19 protein-coding genes are annotated in these 17734 nt (G+C 64.6%); 7 read left to right on the forward strand and 12 right to left on the reverse strand.

Going from position 1 to position 17734, the window contains the following annotated elements; translation table 11 throughout:
* Positions 1-35: 35 nt before the first annotated feature.
* The 5 genes from lptB to NA29_RS02770 form a co-directional block, all read right to left on the reverse strand.
* A complete protein-coding gene (gene lptB, locus NA29_RS02750; protein WP_039402130.1) occupies positions 36-806 on the reverse strand; it encodes an LPS export ABC transporter ATP-binding protein in 771 nt (256 codons plus the stop codon).
* A 34-nt stretch (positions 807-840) separates the two neighbouring features.
* Positions 841-1533 carry a lipopolysaccharide transport periplasmic protein LptA gene (gene lptA / locus NA29_RS02755; protein ID WP_052252464.1) on the reverse strand — a complete coding sequence of 231 codons (693 nt, stop codon included), beginning with the start codon at positions 1531-1533 and terminating at the stop codon, positions 841-843.
* Positions 1530-2207, reverse strand: coding sequence for an LPS export ABC transporter periplasmic protein LptC (gene lptC, locus NA29_RS02760; protein ID WP_039395522.1), 678 nt, complete (start codon positions 2205-2207; stop codon positions 1530-1532). Before lptC ends, lptA begins: the two co-directional genes overlap by 4 nt.
* 24 nt (positions 2208-2231) lie before the next feature.
* Positions 2232-2717, reverse strand: coding sequence for a KdsC family phosphatase (locus NA29_RS02765; protein ID WP_052253166.1), 486 nt, complete (start codon positions 2715-2717; stop codon positions 2232-2234).
* 121 nt (positions 2718-2838) lie between these two features.
* Positions 2839-3819 (reverse strand): KpsF/GutQ family sugar-phosphate isomerase, encoded by a 981-nt coding sequence (locus NA29_RS02770; protein ID WP_039395525.1) that lies wholly within the window; start codon positions 3817-3819, stop codon positions 2839-2841.
* A 216-nt stretch (positions 3820-4035) separates the two neighbouring features.
* On the opposite strand from NA29_RS02770, the gene NA29_RS02775 reads away from it, so the two are divergent.
* From NA29_RS02775 to phnE, 7 genes are all read left to right on the forward strand, one after another.
* Positions 4036-6018: a monovalent cation:proton antiporter family protein gene (locus tag NA29_RS02775; RefSeq protein ID WP_039395528.1), complete on the forward strand. Its 1983-nt coding sequence runs from the start codon at positions 4036-4038 to the stop codon at positions 6016-6018.
* Positions 6019-6116: 98 nt separating this feature from the next.
* Positions 6117-6668 carry an adenine phosphoribosyltransferase gene (locus NA29_RS02780; RefSeq protein ID WP_084009576.1) on the forward strand — a complete coding sequence of 184 codons (552 nt, stop codon included), beginning with the start codon at positions 6117-6119 and terminating at the stop codon, positions 6666-6668.
* A gap of 50 nt (positions 6669-6718) precedes the next feature.
* Complete coding sequence (locus NA29_RS02785) at positions 6719-7333, forward strand: LysE family translocator (RefSeq protein WP_039395530.1); 615 nt, start codon at positions 6719-6721, stop codon at positions 7331-7333.
* A 73-nt stretch (positions 7334-7406) separates the two neighbouring features.
* Positions 7407-8162, forward strand: coding sequence for a DeoR/GlpR family DNA-binding transcription regulator (locus NA29_RS02790; RefSeq protein ID WP_039395533.1), 756 nt, complete (start codon positions 7407-7409; stop codon positions 8160-8162).
* Positions 8163-8732: 570 nt separating this feature from the next.
* Complete coding sequence (gene phnC, locus NA29_RS02795) at positions 8733-9602, forward strand: phosphonate ABC transporter ATP-binding protein (protein ID WP_039395536.1); 870 nt, start codon at positions 8733-8735, stop codon at positions 9600-9602.
* Between the two features lie 27 nt (positions 9603-9629).
* Complete coding sequence (gene phnD / locus NA29_RS02800; protein ID WP_039395539.1) at positions 9630-10598, forward strand: phosphonate ABC transporter substrate-binding protein; 969 nt, start codon at positions 9630-9632, stop codon at positions 10596-10598.
* 108 nt (positions 10599-10706) lie between these two features.
* A complete protein-coding gene (phnE, locus tag NA29_RS02805) occupies positions 10707-11513 on the forward strand; it encodes a phosphonate ABC transporter, permease protein PhnE (protein WP_039402142.1) in 807 nt (268 codons plus the stop codon).
* A gap of 105 nt (positions 11514-11618) precedes the next feature.
* Here the strand turns inward: phnE and NA29_RS02810 are convergent, their stop codons facing one another.
* From NA29_RS02810 to phnG, 7 genes are all read right to left on the reverse strand, one after another.
* Positions 11619-12764, reverse strand: a complete 1146-nt coding sequence (locus NA29_RS02810; protein ID WP_039395543.1) for an alpha-D-ribose 1-methylphosphonate 5-triphosphate diphosphatase — start codon at positions 12762-12764, stop codon at positions 11619-11621.
* 18 nt (positions 12765-12782) lie between these two features.
* Positions 12783-13487: a phosphonate C-P lyase system protein PhnL gene (phnL, locus tag NA29_RS02815; protein ID WP_052253167.1), complete on the reverse strand. Its 705-nt coding sequence runs from the start codon at positions 13485-13487 to the stop codon at positions 12783-12785.
* An 80-nt stretch (positions 13488-13567) separates the two neighbouring features.
* Complete coding sequence (gene phnK / locus NA29_RS02820; protein ID WP_052253168.1) at positions 13568-14371, reverse strand: phosphonate C-P lyase system protein PhnK; 804 nt, start codon at positions 14369-14371, stop codon at positions 13568-13570.
* 17 nt (positions 14372-14388) lie between these two features.
* Positions 14389-15315, reverse strand: coding sequence for an alpha-D-ribose 1-methylphosphonate 5-phosphate C-P-lyase PhnJ (locus tag NA29_RS02825; RefSeq protein ID WP_052252465.1), 927 nt, complete (start codon positions 15313-15315; stop codon positions 14389-14391).
* On the reverse strand, positions 15312-16544 hold the full coding sequence (locus NA29_RS02830; protein WP_039395546.1) for a carbon-phosphorus lyase complex subunit: 1233 nt from the start codon (positions 16542-16544) through the stop codon (positions 15312-15314). Before NA29_RS02830 ends, NA29_RS02825 begins: the two co-directional genes overlap by 4 nt.
* Positions 16544-17176, reverse strand: coding sequence for a phosphonate C-P lyase system protein PhnH (phnH, locus tag NA29_RS02835; RefSeq protein ID WP_039395548.1), 633 nt, complete (start codon positions 17174-17176; stop codon positions 16544-16546). Before phnH ends, NA29_RS02830 begins: the two co-directional genes overlap by 1 nt.
* A complete protein-coding gene (phnG, locus tag NA29_RS02840) occupies positions 17177-17668 on the reverse strand; it encodes a phosphonate C-P lyase system protein PhnG (RefSeq protein WP_039395551.1) in 492 nt (163 codons plus the stop codon).
* Between the last annotated feature and the right edge of the window lie 66 nt (positions 17669-17734).

Below are 17734 nucleotides of genomic sequence, written 5' to 3' on the forward strand. Positions count from 1 at the left end.
TATCGGAGGCAGGGTTTACATGCGAAAAATCTGCTTTACATCCGGAAATTCTCGCCCAGATAGACGCGACGGACGCTTTCGTCGGCAACGATCTGGTCAGGCGTACCGGCGGCAAGCACCGAGCCTTCGCTGATGATGTACGCGTGATCGCAGATACCCAGCGTCTCGCGCACGTTGTGGTCGGTAATCAGGACACCGATGCCTCGGTCCTTGAGAAAGCGCACGATCCGCTGAATTTCCAGCACGGCGATCGGGTCGACGCCCGCGAACGGTTCGTCGAGCAAAATGAAACGCGGCTGTGTGGCCAGGGCGCGCGCGATTTCCACGCGACGACGCTCGCCGCCCGAGAGCGACATCGCCGGATTCTCGCGGAGGTGGCCCACTTGAAGCTCGTCGAGCAGGGCTTCAATGCGACGTTCGATTTCATCGCGCTTGAGGGGCTTGCCCTGCGCATCGACCTGCAATTCGAGCACGGCGCGAATGTTGTCTTCGACCGTGAGCTTGCGGAACACCGACGCTTCCTGCGGCAGATACGAGACACCCATGCGGGCGCGCTCGTGGATCGGCAGTTCGCTGATGAGGTTGCCGTCGAGCTGGATTTCGCCATCGTCGGCGGGCACGAGTCCCACAATCATGTAGAACGACGTAGTCTTGCCCGCGCCGTTCGGGCCAAGCAGACCCACGACCTCGCCGCTTTTCACGTCGAGCGACACGTCCTTGACGACGGTGCGCGCGCCGTACTGCTTCTTGAGCGAGCGCACGACGAGCGCGCTGGGCTTGCCCGCCGGGCCGGCGCCCGGGTTGATGGTCGAAGCGTTGCTGTTGGCAGAATTGGCAGAATTACTCACGCGGATTCCCGATGTTCTTGGAAGGCGACAGCGGCGGCAAATCGCCCTTGGGCGCGGCGACCGGCTTGCTGGCAGCGCCCGACGCCTGTGCGCCCGTGGCGTTGCGAGGTGCGAGCGTGGCGCGCACGCGGCCGTTCGGATTGTTGGGGTTGACCTGATCGGCGCCGCTGTTGGCGGTGTAGACCTCATTGTAGGTGTCGTACGTGATCACGCTGCCGTGAATCTCGTCGAGTACCTTCGTGCCCCCGGCCAGACGCTTGAGCGTGGCCTGCGTGGTCAGCGTAGCGACTTCGGTCTTGCCGTTGTAATAGATGGTCTGGCCCCAGCCGTCGATGTACTCGTCCATGCCGTCGCGCTTCTGACGCATGTAGGCGAGCGGGCCGCCCGGCTTGTAGTAAGCGGTGGCGTACTGATAGCCCTCCGGATCCTGAGTCACTTCGACGCGATCGGCCTTCAGGAGAATCGTCCCCTTGGTCATCGTCACGTTGCCGGTGAAGATGTTGACCTGCTTGAGGTCGTCATAGCTCATGTGGTCCGACTCGATATTGAGCGGCTTGTCGCGGTCGGCGCGTTCGGCATGCGCCAGCGGTGCAGCCAGTGCGCCAAGAACGGCGAAGGCGGCAGCCAGCGCGCGAAGCGCACGCAGCGATACAGAGGCGGGTCGCAGTGAAAGGCGATCGGTCATGGGGTCTTGGGGCCCTGTGGAGTCTGAGATGGCGCGCGTGGAGCGGTAGGCGCAGCGGGCTGACCTGACGGCGGCGGGCGCTTGGCGCCCAGTTCCGCCGGCTGGATCGTGCCGTGAACATTGCCGAGCAATTGTACGGCGCGCGAGATGTTATTGAAAATCATGCCGTCGCCATACATCACGGATGACCCGCGGAACAGCTGCACCGGCTTCTCGGTGCGCACGATGTCTTCGTTCACGAGCACCTGAAAGTGCTCGGACAGCGCGCGCATTTCGGGGTCTCGCGGCCCAGGCTGACGCACCACGACCGCGTCGTCGTACAGATCGACGATCGACATATCTGCGTTGAGCGTGCCACGTTTGCTCGTGGCGGTCACTTCGGGCTGATCCGGCGTGAAGGCGCGCACGGCCGGCATCGTCATGGCCGTGGTCTGGTCGTCTTCGAAGTGCGTCATGTGGACGGCGTTGACGCGGTACTGCGTCACACCGTTGGGCGCGAGCATGGAAATCACCATGTCGTCGGCGTAGTAATCGGGGATGTGCTGCTTCACGTACGGCGCGCGGTCGGCATCGGACGGCAGCGTGCGCTGCACGAGCCAGTACGTACCTGCCGCAAGGCCGGCCAGGACGGCGATCGCGATCAGCGAAGCGGGCGAGACGCGTTGGGTGGCCATGAGTGGATCGACTCTCCCGGCGCGTCAGGCGATGGCTTCGGCGAGCAGGGCGTCGTAACGCCCCTGCGCGCGCAAGATGAAGTCGCACAACTCGCGTGCGGCACCTTCGCCGCCGCGCGTACTCGCGATCCAGTGACAGCGTGTCTTCACTTCGACATGCGCATTGGCCGGGCAGGCGGCGAAGCCCACGCGCGTAAGCACGGGCAGGTCGGGCCAGTCGTCGCCGATATGTCCGCAGACGTCGGCCGTCACGCCCACTTTGGCGCACAGGTCTTCAAACGCGGTGCGCTTGTCGTGCACGCCCTGATAGACGTGCGCGACGCGCAGATCCGCTGCGCGTTTGGCGACGATATCCGACTGGCGTCCCGTGATGATGGCGGTGACGATACCGGCTTCGCCGAGGAGCTTCAGACCGTGGCCGTCGAGCGAATCGAAGGTCTTGATGACTTCACCGGCCGGGCCGTAGCGCAGGCCGCCGTCGGTCAGCACGCCGTCGACGTCGAACACCATGACGCGCAGACGCGCCGCGCGAAGCGTGGCAGCCGCTGCGTCGAAGGGGGCGATGCCGGAGGCGTTGGGGGGATTCGTTTGACTCGGATGATTCATTGGCAGACGGCTCTGGGCAGACAACTCACACGACCTTGGCGGCGAACAGGTCATGGACGTTCAGCGCGCCGACCAGGCGGCCGTTTTCCGTCACGAGCAACTGCATGATGCCGAAGCGTTCCATCAGTTCGGCAGCTTCTGCGGCGAGCTTGTCCGGATCGATGGTGCGCGGATCGGCCTTCATGACGTCGGCCAGCTTCAGCGAGGTGAAATCGAGTGTACGCTTGAATAAACGCCGCAAGTCGCCGTCCGTAAAGATACCGACGACACGATCGTCGGCGTCCACGATGGCGGTCATGCCGAGACCCTTGGCGGTCATCTCGATCAGGGCGTCGGAGAGATTGGCGTCGGAGCGCACGCGCGGCACCGCGTCGCCGGTGCGCATGACATCGCGCACGAAGGTCAGCAGGCGGCGGCCGAGCGCGCCACCCGGATGCGAGCGGGCGAAGTCTTCCGCACCGAAGCCGCGTGCGTCGAGCAGCGTGACGGCGAGCGCATCGCCGAGGGCGAGGGCGGCCGTGGTGCTGGCGGTGGGCGCGAGGCCCAGCGGGCAGGCTTCCTTCTCGACGTGCGCGTCGAGATGCACGTCGGACAGACGGCCAAGGCTCGATGCGGCGTTGCCGGTCATGGCGATGAGCTTCGCGCCAATGCGCTTGATCATCGGCAGGATGCTGACGAGCTCACCCGTTTCGCCGGAGTTGGACAGGGCAACGACGACGTCGTCGGCCGTGATCATGCCCAAATCGCCGTGGCTGGCTTCAGCGGGGTGAACGAAGAATGCGGGGGTACCGGTGCTGGCGAACGTGGCAGCGAGTTTGCGGCCGATGTGGCCGGACTTGCCCATCCCGGTAACGACGACGCGTCCGCGGCAGGCAAGCAGCAACGAGACCGCTTCGAAGAAGCTGTCGTCGAGGTGCGCGGACACGCGTTCGATGGCGTCGGCTTCAGTGCGCAACACCTCCCGGGCGACCTCTAGTGCCCGGCCTGGATTGATTTTCGCTATCATGCGCGGAGTATATCAAAACGGACGTGGCGTCGAAGGACAGCCGCGCCACGTCTGGCCCCGCGCCCCGCCCAGCGCCATTCGGGACATCGCCCGGACCGGTCCGGTTTCCTCTCCCGGGGCCGCCGTCCGGACGTACGCTGGCACGGCCCTTGCATGAGATTGGCAAGACAACGCACCCCGCTCACCCGGAATCACTCAGGAAACCGACCCTAGCTGATGGCATCGCCGCTCGAACTCACTCTCGTATTGTTGTTTGCCGCCTGCGTCGGGGTGGTGCTGTTTCGCATGCTCCATCTGCCGCCGATGCTGGGCTATCTCAGCGTGGGCATCGTCATCGGCCCGCACGCGCTGGGGCTGGCGGCCGATTCGCAGCGCGTGCAGTACCTCGCGGAGTTCGGCGTCGTCTTCCTGATGTTCTCCATCGGCATCGAATTCTCATTGCCCAAGCTAAAGAGCATGAGAAGAGTGGTGCTCGGACTCGGCGTTTCACAGGTACTGGGGACGTTGCTCGTCGCTGTCGGACTCGGCGCACTCGTCAACCTGTTCTGGTCGTTCTCATGGCAGGCCTCGGTGGCGCTGGGTGGCGCGCTGGCCATGTCCTCGACGGCCATCGTCACCAAGATGCTCGCCGAGCGGCTCGAACTGGAGACGGAGCACGGGCGCAACATCATGGGGGTGCTGCTGTTCCAGGATCTGGCCGTGGTGCCCTTGCTGATCGTGATCTCCGCGCTCGGCGGCAACTCGAAGGCGCTGGTGCTCGCGCTCTCGCTGGCGGCGCTCAAGATCACGGGCGCACTGGCGTTGCTCCTCTGGATTGGGCAAAAACTCGTCGGACGCTGGTTCCACATCGTGGCCGCGCGTCGCTCGCAAGAGCTCTTCATGCTCAACCTGCTGTTGCTCACGCTGGGCCTGGCCTACATCACCGAGCACCTGGGGCTGTCGATGGCGCTGGGGGCGTTCATCGCCGGGATGCTGATTGCCGAGACGCCGTTTCGCCATCAGGTGGAGGACGACATCAAGCCGTTCCGCGACGTGCTGCTCGGCCTGTTCTTCATCACGACCGGCATGCTGCTCAATCCGGGCATCGTGCTCAAGCAGCCGTTGCTCGTGCTGTTGTTCTTTGTCGGTCCGCTGATCGTCAAATTCACGCTCATCGCGGGGCTGGCGCGTCTGTTCGGCAGCCCGCCGGGCACGGCAATCCGCACCGGGCTGGGGCTGGCGCAGGCGGGCGAGTTCGGCTTTGTGCTGCTCAATCTCGTGATCGACCGGAGTCTGCTCGATCCGTCGCTGTCGCAGGCGGTGCTCGCCGGGATGTTGCTCTCGATGCTGTGCGCGCCGTTCCTCATCATCAACGCCGACCGCATTGCGCTGCGCTTCGTCGCCAACGAATGGATGATGCAGTCGTTACAGATGACGAAGATCGCGACGCAGAGCATCAAGACGTCGGGGCACGTGATCATCTGCGGTTACGGCCGATGCGGTCAGAACCTTGCGCGCATGCTGGAGCAGGAGGGCATCGGCTACGTGGCGCTCGACCTCGACCCTGACCGCGTGATGGAGGCCGCCAGTTCCGGCGAGACGGTGGTGTTCGGCGACGCGGCCCGGCGCGAAGCGCTCGTCGCGGCAGGGATCCACCGGGCGGCGGGCATTGTGGTGACTTACGACAGCACGCCGGCGGCGCTCAAGGTGCTCGCACAGGTGCAGGCGCTGGAGCCGACGCTGCCCGTGGTCGTTCGCACAGTCGACGACACGCATATCGACGACCTCATCGCCGCAGGGGCCACCGAAGTCGTCCCGGAAATCGTGGAGGGCAGCCTGATGCTCGCCTCGCACGCGCTGGTGCTCATGGGCGTGCCGATGCGCCGGGTGTTGCGCCGGGTGGCGCAGGCGCGTAACGAGCGCTACAGCCTGTTGCGCGGCTACTTCCACGGGCTGGACGACGAAGACGAAGGCGGCGAGCGCGAGCAGGTGCGCTTGCAATCGGTGCCGCTCACGCTCAACGCGGCGGCCGTCGGCCGTACGTTGGGCGAGCTTCGGCTGGACAAACTCGGGGTGACGGTGACGGCGATCCGCCGCCACGGCATTCGTGGCGTGGAGCCGGTGGCGGAGACGCGTCTGATGGCCGAAGACATCGTGGTGCTGCGCGGCCTGCCCGACAAGCTGGTGGCAGCGGAGACGCGGCTGCGCGGGCACGAGTAGGGCGCTAGAGCGGGCGGAAAGTCGGACCGTCACGGGGGAGCCGGGCCTTTTTGGCATAATGTGGCGTGTTCCCTATCAGTACCGAAAGAAGGATCCCCTTGCAGATCGACGAGTCCCCTGCCGCCTATATCAAAAGCCAGATCCGCACCGTGCCGGACTGGCCCGCACCCGGCGTGCAGTTCCGCGACATCACCCCGTTGCTCAAGAACCCGCGCACCTTGCGGGTGCTCATCGATGTGTTCGTACATCGCTACATGGCGCAACGCCCCGACTATATTGCGGGCCTCGATGCGCGCGGTTTCATTCTCGGCTCGATCCTCGCATACGAACTGAACATCGGATTCATCCCCATTCGCAAGAAGGGCAAGCTGCCCTATCAGACAGTTGCCGAAGAGTACGAACTGGAATACGGCAGCGCGACGGTCGAGATTCACGCCGACGCCTGCGGCCCCGGCGACCGAGTGCTGCTGATCGACGATCTGGTCGCCACGGGCGGCACGATGCTCGCCGGTAAGAAGCTGCTGGAGCGGCTCGGCGCGACGGTCATCGAGGGGGCGGCCATCGTCGACCTGCCGGAGCTGGGCGGATCGAAGCTGATTCGCGATGCTGGCCTGGACCTCTTCCTTCTGTGCTCGTTCGAAGGGCACTGAGCGCACTGAGCGCACCGAACGATTCTTGACCTTCCGACCCGGACGCACCGATGCCCAATCTCTGGCTGTTCCTACTGACCTCGGTGGCGATCACGCTTGTGCCCGGGCCCGACAACATGCAGGTCATCGCGCGCGGTATTGCGCAGGGGCGCCGCGCGGGACTGGCCGCTGCGGCCGGGTTCACCTTCGGCTGCCTATTCCATACGACGATTGCCGCAGTGGGCCTCGCGGCCGTGCTGCGCTCGTCGCCGTGGGCGTTCGAGACGATCAAGCTGTTTGGTGCGGCCTATCTCATCTGGATCGGGATCAAGGCGCTGCGTGCGCGAGGTGCGCTGACGCTGGCGAATGACACCGAACCGCAGTCGCTCGGTGCCGTCTTCCGTCAGAGCGTGTTCGCGAACATGCTCAACCCGAAGGTCACGCTCTTCTTCCTCGTGTTCCTGCCGCAATTCGTGAGCGCCAACGCGGCCCATCCGGGCTGGCAGATGGTGCTGCTCGGCCTCGTGTTCATGGCGCAGACCATCGTCGTGTTCAGCGCCTACGGCTGGTTCGCGGGCGTGCTGGGGACGTGGCTCAAGCGCCGTCCGGGGGCGGGGCGCTGGCTCGACCGCGTGGCCGGTGCCATCTTCATCGGTCTGGGATTGCGTGTCGCGTTACAGGGGTAATGCACGACACGTGACGTTCCCGGTTTCGTGGACGTCGTCCCGTCATTCGTAGTCCAACTGATATTGCTCGATCATGCTTGCCGAACAACGCCAACAATACGTGCTCGAACAACTTGCCAAGACCGGGGCGCTGGCGATCAGCGATCTGGTGCGGGAGCTGGGTGTGTCGCGCGAGACCGTGCGACGCGACCTCAACACGCTCGCCGCGCGCGGTCTGCTGCTCATGACCCACGGCGGCGCGCTGGCTGCCGACCGGAGTGAACCCGACTGGACGCTGCGTGAGAACGTCAACGCCGTGGGCAAGCGTGCCATCGGCGTGCGCGCCGCGGAGCTGGTGCCCGACGGCGCGTCGGTCATCATCGACTACGGTACGACCACGCGCGCCGTTGCACAGGCGCTGCTCTCCAAACATCGTCTTCGCATCTACACCAACGACTGGCAGATCGCGCGCCTGCTCGGACGCCATCACGACAATCGCGTGACGCTGCTTGGCGGTGAATTGCAGGACAACGAAGACGCCGTGCAGGGCTGGGACGCCATCAACCAGATCTCGCAATATCACGCCGACTTCGCGTTCATCGGCGTGGGCGGCGTGACCGAAGATGGCGGCATCACCGATTTCAACCGCGCTGCGGCTGAGCTGCGCGCACGCATGTTGCTGTGTGCGAACGTGTCGGCCGTCGTCGCGGACCACACCAAGTTCGGCCGCGTGACGCCCGTGCGTATCCGTCACTTCGAAGCGGCGCGCTATCTCATCAGCGACGCGGCTCCGCACAAGAGCATGCTGGCCCAGCTTCGCGCGCGCGGCCCGGAGTTGCTCATCGCCTGACGACGACCGGTCCGCCCGGGACCGGTCGTTTTTCTCTCTCGTCCCGTCACTCACTCACTCACTCACTCACTCGCACGTCGCCGCGCCCGCATGCACACGTGTGCCTTAGGTCGCCACAGCACGCCACACGTCGCCAAGACGCCTTTCGCCCCCTGAACATCTCTCCAGCCAAACGCGCCGCGAGGGGCTTGTCGCACGGCCTTATGCGGTGGTTTCTCCTGTCGATACGTGTTCGTCAGGATGCCAAAAATATGTAGACAAAGTTGGCCGATGGGACCGACGGCGCCTGCGCATCATGTCACCCATCCTGACGTCATCAGCTTTTCTCCGGCACGTTGCATCGCCCCGAAAACGTTGCCAAGCCATTGAACAAATAAGGGTTTTGGCCGTACGGAAAAAAGCTGATCGATTGTCACTGTCTTGTCATCCGCACTTTTTAGACTGCGTTCACTTTTGGCACAAATTGCCACAAAACAGCTAGTCGGGCGACGCGAGCGACAACGCCTCAAGGAGGACGTCGCGAGTCATAGAGCATCGGGGCCGACCGGCGATCTGACTCACAGGTGAACCGTGGACGAAGCGATTCGAATCGAGCGACTGACCAAGACTTTCGGGAGCCGCCGCGCACTCGACGAAGTAGCGCTCAAAGTCATGCCGGGCGAAATGATCGCCCTGATCGGGGCCTCCGGCTCGGGCAAGTCGACGCTGATGCGTCACATTGCAGGCTTTGTACCGGCCGACCAGCAGCCGGGCAGCATCGAAATTCTGGGTCGTCCGATTCAGCGCGACGGCCGCATCGTGCGCGAAGTGCGTCAGATTCGCCGCGACATCGGCTTCGTCTTCCAGCAATTCAATCTGGTGGGCCGCCTGCCGGTCATCACCAACGTACTCACGGGTCTGCTGGCCCGCGTGCCGCTGTGGCGCAGCCTGATGTTCCGCTTCACGACGGCAGAGCGTCAGGCCGCCCTCGCGGCGCTGGCGGAAGTCGGCATCGCCGATTTTGCTTTCCAGCGCGCCAGCACGCTCTCGGGCGGTCAGCAACAGCGCGCAGCCCTCGCACGCACGCTTGTGCAGGGCGCCAAGATCATTCTCGCGGACGAGCCGATTGCGTCGCTCGATCCGGAATCGGCGCGCAAGGTCATGGACATGCTCGCGCGCATGAACCGCGATCACAAACTGACGGTGGTCGTCTCGCTGCACCAGGTGGACGTTGCCATGCGCTACTGCGTGCGCACGGTGGCGCTGCATCAGGGCCGCGTGGTGTACGACGGCCCGTCTTCGGCGCTCACGCCGGACCTGCTGCGCCGTCTGTATGGCGTGCAGGCAGGCGAACTGCTGAACGAAAACTCGGAAGATTCCGAAGCGTCGACGACCGGCGAAGCGAAGCCGGCCGACGCGCAAGCCCCATTCCTCACCTCGATGTCCCTAAGCCTCACTTAAGTCCTATCTGACCAGGAGCTTGCTCTCATGAAACTGTGGAAAACCCTGCTGGCCGGCGCGGCCATGTTCGCCTCGGTAGCGGCGGCACACGCGCAGGAAATCAACTTCGGCATCATCTCGACGGATTCCAGCGCAGCCCTGCGTCAACGCTGGCAGCCGCTGATCGACGATATGGAGAAACAAACGGGCATCAAGGTGACCCCGTTCTTCGCCACCGACTACGCCGGCGTGATCGAAGGCATGCGCTTCAACAAAGTGCAGCTCGCATGGATGGGCAACAAGGGCGCGATGGAAGCCGTCGACCGCTCGCAAGGCGAAGTCTTCGCCAAGATCATGTACGCCGACGGCACCGAGGGCTACTACTCGCTGCTGATCTCGAACGCATCGAGCCCGTACAAGACGCTCGACGACGTGATCAAGAACGGCAAGAAGATCAATTTCGGTCTGGGCGATCCGACGTCGACGTCGGGCACGCTGGTGCCGGGTTACTACGTGTTCGCGAAGAACAACATCGACCCGCGCACGTACTTCAAGACGGCACGTAGCTCGAACCACGGCGCCAACCTGATGGCGGTGATCAACAATCAGGTCGACGTCGCGACGAACAACACCGAAGAGCTCAACAAGCTCGAAGCCACGCAGCTGGAGAAGGCCAAGCTGGTGCACGTGATCTGGAAGTCGCCGCTGATTCCGTCGGATCCGCTGCTGTGGCGCAAGGACCTGCCGGACGGCACGAAGAAGAAGATCCGCGATTTCTTCCTCTCCTACGGCAAGGACGCGCACGAGAAGGAAGTGCTGAAGAACATCTACAACTACGGCGGTTTCCGCGCGTCGTCGGATGCTCAGCTGCTGCCGATCCGTCAGCTCGAACTGTTCAAGCAGAAGGTGCAGCTCGAGTCGGACGCCAACATCGACGCCGCCAAGAAGAAGACGCAACTGGCTGAGCTCGACGGCAAGCTGGCAGCACTCGACAAAGAGCTGAACAAGACGAAGTAAGTAAGACGATTCAAGCGATGGCGGGCCCGGGAGCCGGGTTCGCCATCTCCTTAGTTATACGAAATTTCGCCGGTGGTAGCTGCGCCGGTACGACACGTGGTACTCGACATGAACACCAGCGCATCAATCACTGCCAATGGCCGCCTGCCGGGCGAGCCGCCCAAGCGTTCGTGGCTGTCCCTGATCAGTTGGGGCATCTTCTTTCTGGTCCTGGTGTGGTCGTGGAGCGGCGCCGACATGCGTCCGCTCGATCTGATTCGCGATTCCGGCAACATGAGCCAGTTTGCGCACGATTTTTTCCCACCTGACTTCCGCGACTGGCGTGTGTACGTCAACGAGATGCTCGTGACGATTCACATTGCCGTGTGGGGGACGGCACTTGCTGTCGTCTGCTCGATTCCGATGGGTTTGCTCTCGGCGTCGAACATGGTGCCGGCGTGGGTGTATCAGCCGGTGCGTCGCGTGATGGACGCGTGCCGCGCGATTAACGAAATGGTTTTCGCGATGCTCTTCATCGTGGCGGTGGGTCTCGGGCCCTTCGCCGGTGTGCTCGCGCTGTGGGTGCACACGACGGGCACGCTCTCGAAGCTGTTCGCCGAGGCGGTCGAAGCGATCGACCCGCGTCCGGTGGAAGGCGTGCGCGCGACGGGCGCTCGCGCCATCGACGAAATCCTGTACGGCGTGCTGCCGCAGGTCATGCCGCTGTGGATCTCGTACACGCTGTACCGCTTCGAGTCGAACGTGCGTTCGGCATCGGTGGTCGGGATGGTGGGCGCAGGCGGCATCGGTGTAGTGCTCTACGAAGTGATTCGCAGCTTCCAGTACGCTCAGACGTGCGCGGTGATGGTGATCATGGTGATCGTGGTGACGTGTATCGACGTCTTCTCGGCACGTGTGCGGAAGATGGTGATCTGACGTAGCGATTGTCGGTGCAGTAGCAGTATGCAGTGTGGACGATGTGGAACAGAGAGAGGGCGCTTCGGCGCCCTCTCTCTTTTCAATGATGCAACCGATTCGCCATCAAGCGATCCGCTGCCCTACCATATAAGTCTCGCGCGGAATCGGCGGCATGCCGGGGCGCACGGCCACGCGCACCATATCGGCACGCAGGCCCGGCTTGATGCCGCCACGATCCGTGAGGCCCGCCGACTGCGCCGGATTCCACGACACCGTGCGCATGGCCTTCGAGAGCGTCCAGCCGCAGTCGGCGTGATCGTTGTGCAACTGGAACGCCGCTTGCAGCAAACTCGCCGGGACATAGTCCGACGACAGAATGTCGAGCACATCTTCACGCGCCAATTCCGCTGCCGCCACATTGCCCGAGTGCGAACCGCCACGCACCACGTTCGGTGCCCCCATGATCACGCCAATCGACTTGTCGTGCGCGGCACGCGCGGCGACCAGCGTCGTCGGAAATTCCGACAGCGCCACACCGTCGCGCTGCGCTTCTTCCACGTGTTCGAGCGATGTGTCGTCGTGGCTTGCGAGCGGCAAGCCGCGCGCACGGCTCATCTCCACGATGGAGCGACGATGCGGAATCGCATACCTTTCCTGCTGCGCGCGCAGATCGGCCAGCATGGCTTCCCACTGCGCGTCAGGCACCTTGCCGTTGCGCTCGTGATACTGACGATGCAGCACCGGGTCGTGCCACTGACGCTGACCCGGCGTGTGATCCATCACCGACACAAGACGCAGCAGCGGGTGATCGCACATGTTGGCGAACGTGTCGGCCGCGTCCTGCGTCGCAATTTCGCAGCGCAGATGCAGGAAGTGGTCTGCACGGAACAGCCCCGCTTCGATGGTGTCGAGCAGTGCCTGACCACACTCGGCCTGCAGCTTGCGACTGCGTAGACCCGACGCGTCGCGCTCGCCGATGACCAGCGAGTCGAACACCGTCGTGATACCGGCGGCGGCGACTTGTGCATCGTGAATCGCAAACGCGGCGTGCGTGTTCCAGTAGACGCCCGGGCGCGGTGCGAGGTGCTTCTCCAGATTGTCGGTATGCAACTCGACAAGCCCAGGCACCAGATAATCGCCTTCCCAGTCGACGGCTTCAGTGGACTGCGTCGTCCCTTCCTCCACCGAGTGGATGAGACCCTCGCGGACCTCGACCACGCCGGTGAAGGTCGTGTCGGGCGTGACGATGCGAGCGTTCTTGATAAGCATGGACAGACTCCGGGGGGATCAATGTGCGGGGCGAAGCACCGGACGCATGGCGAGCGTTCGCGTCGCCACTTCGTCGCGGGTCGCCTCGTCGTGGAAGATGCCCACGATGGCGCTCCCCGCTGCACGGGCTTCGGTAATCAGTTGCGAGACCACGGCGCGGTTCTGCGCGTCCAGCGACGCCGTCGGCTCGTCGAGCAGCAGCACCGGCGCGGCGGCGATCAGTCCGCGCGCGATGTTGATGCGTTGCTGTTCGCCGCCGGAGAACGTCGCCGGGGCGAGCGACCAGAGACGCTCGGGGATGTTCAGACGCGCGAGCAGATCGCGCGCTCGGCCGGCTGCGTCGGCGTCGCCGTGACCCAGACGTCGCAGCGGCTCCGCCACGATGTCGAGCGTGGTGACGCGCGGAATCACACGCAGAAACTGGCTGACGTAGCCGAGCGTGGTGCGTCGCACGGAGAGCACTTCGCGGGCGGTCGCGGTCGTCAGATCGACCCAGTGCTCGCCCTGACCGGCGTCGTGACGGATCTCGATGCGGCCTTCGCCCGCGAGGTAGTTGCCGTACAGACAACGCAGCAGCGTGCTCTTGCCCGAGCCCGAGGGGCCGACGAGCGCCACGCATTCGCCGCGTCGCACCGTGAGGTCGACACCTTCGAGTGCCGGAATCGCTGCGCCGCCTTGCGCGTGCAGACGGAAGGTCTTGTGCAGACCTTGTGCGCGCAGCATGACGTCGTCTTCGCGCGTGCCCAGCGTAAGTGCCGCGCCGCTGAGCGACGTTGCAGACGTAGTAAGGTTCGTTCCGGAGTTCATACGGGCAGTACCGAGGAAACCAGCAGTTGCGTGTAGGGATGTTGCGGGTCGTCGAGGACCTGGTCGGTCAGCCCGGCTTCGACCACACGCCCTGCCTGCATGACGATCAGGCGATGCGCGATGAGTCGCGCCACGCCGATATCGTGCGTGACGATGATGGCGGCAAGATGAAGGCGCTCTACGAGCGAGCGCAGCAGGTCCAGCAGACGGGCTTGCACCGAGACGTCGAGTCCGGCGGTCGGCTCGTCCATGAACACGAGACGCGGCTCGGTCACGAGGTTGCGGGCGATTTGCAGACGCTGCTGCATGCCCCCGGAGAACGCACCGGGCATCTCGTCCACGCGCGCAGGATCGAGTTCGACCTGCGCCATCCAGTGACGGGCCTTCTCGCGGATATCGCCAAAGTGACGCGCACCGACCGCCATCAGACGGTCGCCGATGTTGCCGCCTGCCGACACGTTCATGCGCAGCCCGTCACGCGGGTTTTGTTCGACGAACCCCCACTCGGTGCGAAGCAGACGACGCTTGTGCGCTTCGTCCAGGGCGCTCAGGTCGTGCAGCACGCCGTCGGTGCCGCGATAGTGGAGCGATCCGGCGTCGATCTCGTGCCGCAGGGCCAGCGCGTTAAGCAGCGTCGATTTGCCCGAGCCGGATTCGCCGACCACGCACACCACTTCACCGGGCCACAGATCGAAGCTCACGTCGGCGCAGCCGATGCGATCGCCGTAGTGCTTGCCGAGTCCCGTCACGCGAAGCAGCGGTTCGTCGAGCGGTGCCGTATGACGTTCGACCGGTCGCATGGAATCCATCACGGCGTTCATGCGCGCTCCTTCGCGGCGTGCGCCACATCTGCCATGTTCGCGGACGTGCGCTCGCCGCAGTAATCGCTGTCCGAACACACGTACATGCGCGTGCCTTCGTCGTCGGTGATGACTTCGTCCAGGAAGCTGTCGGTCGCGCCGCACAGCGCGCAATGCGCGTCCCATTTCTGGATTTCGAACGGGTAGTCGTCGAAGTCGAGACTCTCGACCGACGTGTACGGCGGAATCGCGTACAGACGTCGTTCGCGTCCCGCACCGAAGAGTTGCAGCGCCGGATTCATATGCAGCTTGGGGTTGTCGAATTTCGGAATCGGGGAGGGCGACATCAGATAGCGTCCGTTGACGATGACCGGGTAGTCGTAAGTCGTCGCAATCGCGCCGTGACGCACGATGTCCTCGTACAGGCGCACGCGCATCAGGCCGTATTCACCGAGCGCATGCAGCTTGCGCGATTCAACGATGCGCGGCTCCAGACGGAACATCGGTTCGGGCATCGGCACCTGAAACACGAGGATCTGGCCGTCGTGCAGCGAGACTTCGGGAATGCGGTGGCGTGTCTGGATAACGGTTGCCTCCGACGTCTTCGTCGTGGTGGCGACACCGGCCGTGCGCGCAAAGAAGCGACGGATGTTCACGGCGTTGGTCGTGTCGTCCGCGCCCTGATCGATGACCTTGAGCGTGTCGTCGGCCCCGATCACGGCGGCGCTGACCTGAATCCCGCCGGTGCCCCAGCCATAGGGCAGCGGCATTTCACGGCTGCCGAACGGCACCTGATAGCCGGGGATGGCCACGGCCTTGAGCAGGCTGCGGCGGATCATGCGCTTGGTGTGTTCGTCGAGGAACGCGAAGTTGTAGCCGTCGGCCGTGGCGACGCTGGCCGCAGACGGTTGGGGAGTGTCTTGCAACGTGGCGGCGTCGTTCATGCGGCCTCCTGAGAGTTCTGAGCAGCGGGGGCAGTGGCGTCGTCGCTCACTTGCTTGCCGGATGTCGCGTATTTCGCGGCGTGCTCGGCGCGCAGACGGCGCACCAGTTCCAGCTCGGCCTGGAAGTCGACGTAGTGCGGCAGCTTCAAGTGCTGCACGAAGCCCGACGCCTCGACGTTGTCGCTGTGATAAAGCACGAATTCCTGTTGCTGCGCGGGCGAGGTGGCTTCGTCGCCCAGCTCGTTCGTGCGCAGTGCGCGGTCGACGAGCGACATGGCCATCGCCTTGCGCTCGTTGTGGCCGAACGCCAGTCCGTAGCCCTGCGTGAACTGCGGCGGGGTGTCCTGATTGCCACCGAACTGCGTGACCATCTGGCACTCCGTCACGGCGATCTCGCCGATGTCGATGGCGAAGCCGAGTTCTTCCGGTTCGATCTCGATGGACACCTGACCCAGACGGATTTCGCCCGCGAACGGGTGATCGTTGCCGTAGCCGCGTTGCGTGGAGTAGCCGAGCGCGAGCAGGAAGCCTTCGTCGCCGCGTGCGAGGTTCTGCAACCGCGCCGTGCGCGACGCTGGCGTGAAGAGCGGCGAGTGCACGAGGTCGTGCGGCTCGGGGTCGGCGCCGTCGGTGTTCAGCGGTTCGAGCAAGCCGTCGCGCTTCATGATGTCGGTGACGCGCGTGGTGGCCGCGATGGGCGGCACGTCCGGGATCTGAGTGGCGGCGCTCGGCTGCGGTGCTGCGGTCGGTGCGGCGTTCGTGCGAAGTTCGCCAGCGAGCGGCGCATGCATCGCAGCGTCTGACGTCTCGCCTTCAAGACCTTCCGCCAGCAACGCGAAGTCCAGCAGACGCTGCGTGTAGTCGTACGTTGCCCCCAGCACCTGGCCACCGGGCACGTCCTTGAACGTGGCCGAGATGCGGCGCGACAGTCGCATCGACGCTGTATCGATCGGCTTCGTGGTGCCCAGACGTGGCAACGTCGTGCGGTAGGCACGCAGCAGAAAGATCGCTTCGACCAGATCGCCTGATGCCTGTTTGATGGCCAGCGCCGCGAGCGTTTCGTCGTACAACGCGCCTTCGCTCATCACGCGCGAGACCGCGAGACGCATCTGTTCGCGAATTTGCGTGACGGTGAGCGCGGGGATGTCGGGATTGCCGCGTCGCGCCTTGGCGAGCAGGTCCCAGGATTGTTCGATGGCGCGCTCGCCACCTTTGACTGCGACGTACATCAGCAAACCTCCACATGCGTGGTGCGCGGCAGCCCGAACACCGTGTCGCCAGCGGTGATCAACAGATCGAGACCGGCGGGAAAGCGCGGTGCGAGTGCGGCGCGTGCCTGCCAGAAGGCGGCATCCAGGCCACCGACGGTGACGTCCGCATGCGTCTGAACGCCCGGGCCACGCAAACGCAGATGCAGTCCGTCGCTGGTGTGTCCCACGCTCAGTGCGGGTACGTCGACGATCAGCGTGGCGCTGTGCTCCGGCGATTCGGCCGTGCCGAAGGCGAAGCGCTCAAGGGCCGGGCAACTGGCGGGATCGGTGAGCAGTGCGAATTGCGCGTGCGCAAGACCGGCTTCGCCGCTGAGCACCGGTGCACCTGTGTGAAAGCGCAGGGCACTGGCCACTTCGCCCAGCGGCGATTGCAGCCAGACGGGCGTCGTGGCGTCGGCCAGCGCGAGCAGCGTGGCGCGCGCGGCAACGCTGGCTTCGTCGCTATGAGCGAGACGTTGACCGACCCGGCGCAACTGGCCGGGGCGGGCGAGCGCGTCGAGGACTGCGCGGAAGACGCCCTGAGCGTCGTGGACCGGATCGTCGAAACCGGGTTGCAGTGCCGACCAGTCGGGCATGGTTGCCGTCAACATTCAGGCCTCCCGGACCATGGTGAAGAACTCGACGCGGCTAGCGGCCACGTCGGCATCGTTCTGCGCTGCGGTCGCAGCCAGACGTTGAGAGATCGCCGCGAGCGGACCGGCGGCAAGCACGCCGCGGTGGTGCGGCATTTGCATCAGCGCGTCCAGGCGCGCCACACGCACGGCGCGCTCGGCGTCGCGGCCCAGCACATAGCCGGTGCCGACCACACCGTCCTGCTGACGCAGCGTGCAACGCGTGACGGTCGTCTCGCCGAGGTTGAAGCGGTCGCCGCTGCCGCCCACGCGGCCCTGCACCAGCACGAGGCCGGTCTGCGGGGCGCGCAGCCAGATGAATTGCGGAGCGTCGGGGCAACGGGCGATGGCGTCGTCGAGTTCGTCGCGCGTGGCGCGTGCAAACAAGGCTAGCCACCGGGCGCGGTCCGCCCTTTCCTGCGGGGCGGCGCCGTCCTCGTCACGGGCGGTGTCGGGAGATGTGATTGGCATAATTGTCTAGTCGTATAGACGTGTGTATGATCGCAATGACTTCAGATGGGGTACTGCTCGCGGCCT

This window comes from Pandoraea sputorum (genome assembly GCF_000814845.2).
GTDB classification, from domain to species: domain Bacteria; phylum Pseudomonadota; class Gammaproteobacteria; order Burkholderiales; family Burkholderiaceae; genus Pandoraea; species Pandoraea sputorum.

Coding starts and splice junctions, on each gene's coding strand:
- lptA (WP_052252464.1), bottom strand. CDS start 1,533: ATGACCGATCGCCTTTCACTGCGACCCGCCTCTGTATCGCTGCGTGCG.
- lptC (WP_039395522.1), bottom strand. CDS start 2,207: ATGGCCACCCAACGCGTCTCGCCCGCTTCGCTGATCGCGATCGCCGTC.
- NA29_RS02765 (WP_052253166.1), bottom strand. CDS start 2,717: ATGGTGTTCGACGTCGACGGCGTGCTGACCGACGGCGGCCTGCGCTAC.
- NA29_RS02770 (WP_039395525.1), bottom strand. CDS start 3,819: ATGATAGCGAAAATCAATCCAGGCCGGGCACTAGAGGTCGCCCGGGAG.
- NA29_RS02775 (WP_039395528.1), top strand. CDS start 4,036: ATGGCATCGCCGCTCGAACTCACTCTCGTATTGTTGTTTGCCGCCTGC.
- NA29_RS02785 (WP_039395530.1), top strand. CDS start 6,719: ATGCCCAATCTCTGGCTGTTCCTACTGACCTCGGTGGCGATCACGCTT.
- NA29_RS02790 (WP_039395533.1), top strand. CDS start 7,407: ATGCTTGCCGAACAACGCCAACAATACGTGCTCGAACAACTTGCCAAG.
- phnD (WP_039395539.1), top strand. CDS start 9,630: ATGAAACTGTGGAAAACCCTGCTGGCCGGCGCGGCCATGTTCGCCTCG.
- phnE (WP_039402142.1), top strand. CDS start 10,707: ATGAACACCAGCGCATCAATCACTGCCAATGGCCGCCTGCCGGGCGAG.
- NA29_RS02810 (WP_039395543.1), bottom strand. CDS start 12,764: ATGCTTATCAAGAACGCTCGCATCGTCACGCCCGACACGACCTTCACC.
- phnL (WP_052253167.1), bottom strand. CDS start 13,487: ATGCTGCGCGCACAAGGTCTGCACAAGACCTTCCGTCTGCACGCGCAA.
- phnK (WP_052253168.1), bottom strand. CDS start 14,371: ATGCGACCGGTCGAACGTCATACGGCACCGCTCGACGAACCGCTGCTT.
- NA29_RS02825 (WP_052252465.1), bottom strand. CDS start 15,315: ATGAACGACGCCGCCACGTTGCAAGACACTCCCCAACCGTCTGCGGCC.
- NA29_RS02830 (WP_039395546.1), bottom strand. CDS start 16,544: ATGTACGTCGCAGTCAAAGGTGGCGAGCGCGCCATCGAACAATCCTGG.
- phnH (WP_039395548.1), bottom strand. CDS start 17,176: ATGTTGACGGCAACCATGCCCGACTGGTCGGCACTGCAACCCGGTTTC.
- phnG (WP_039395551.1), bottom strand. CDS start 17,668: ATGCCAATCACATCTCCCGACACCGCCCGTGACGAGGACGGCGCCGCC.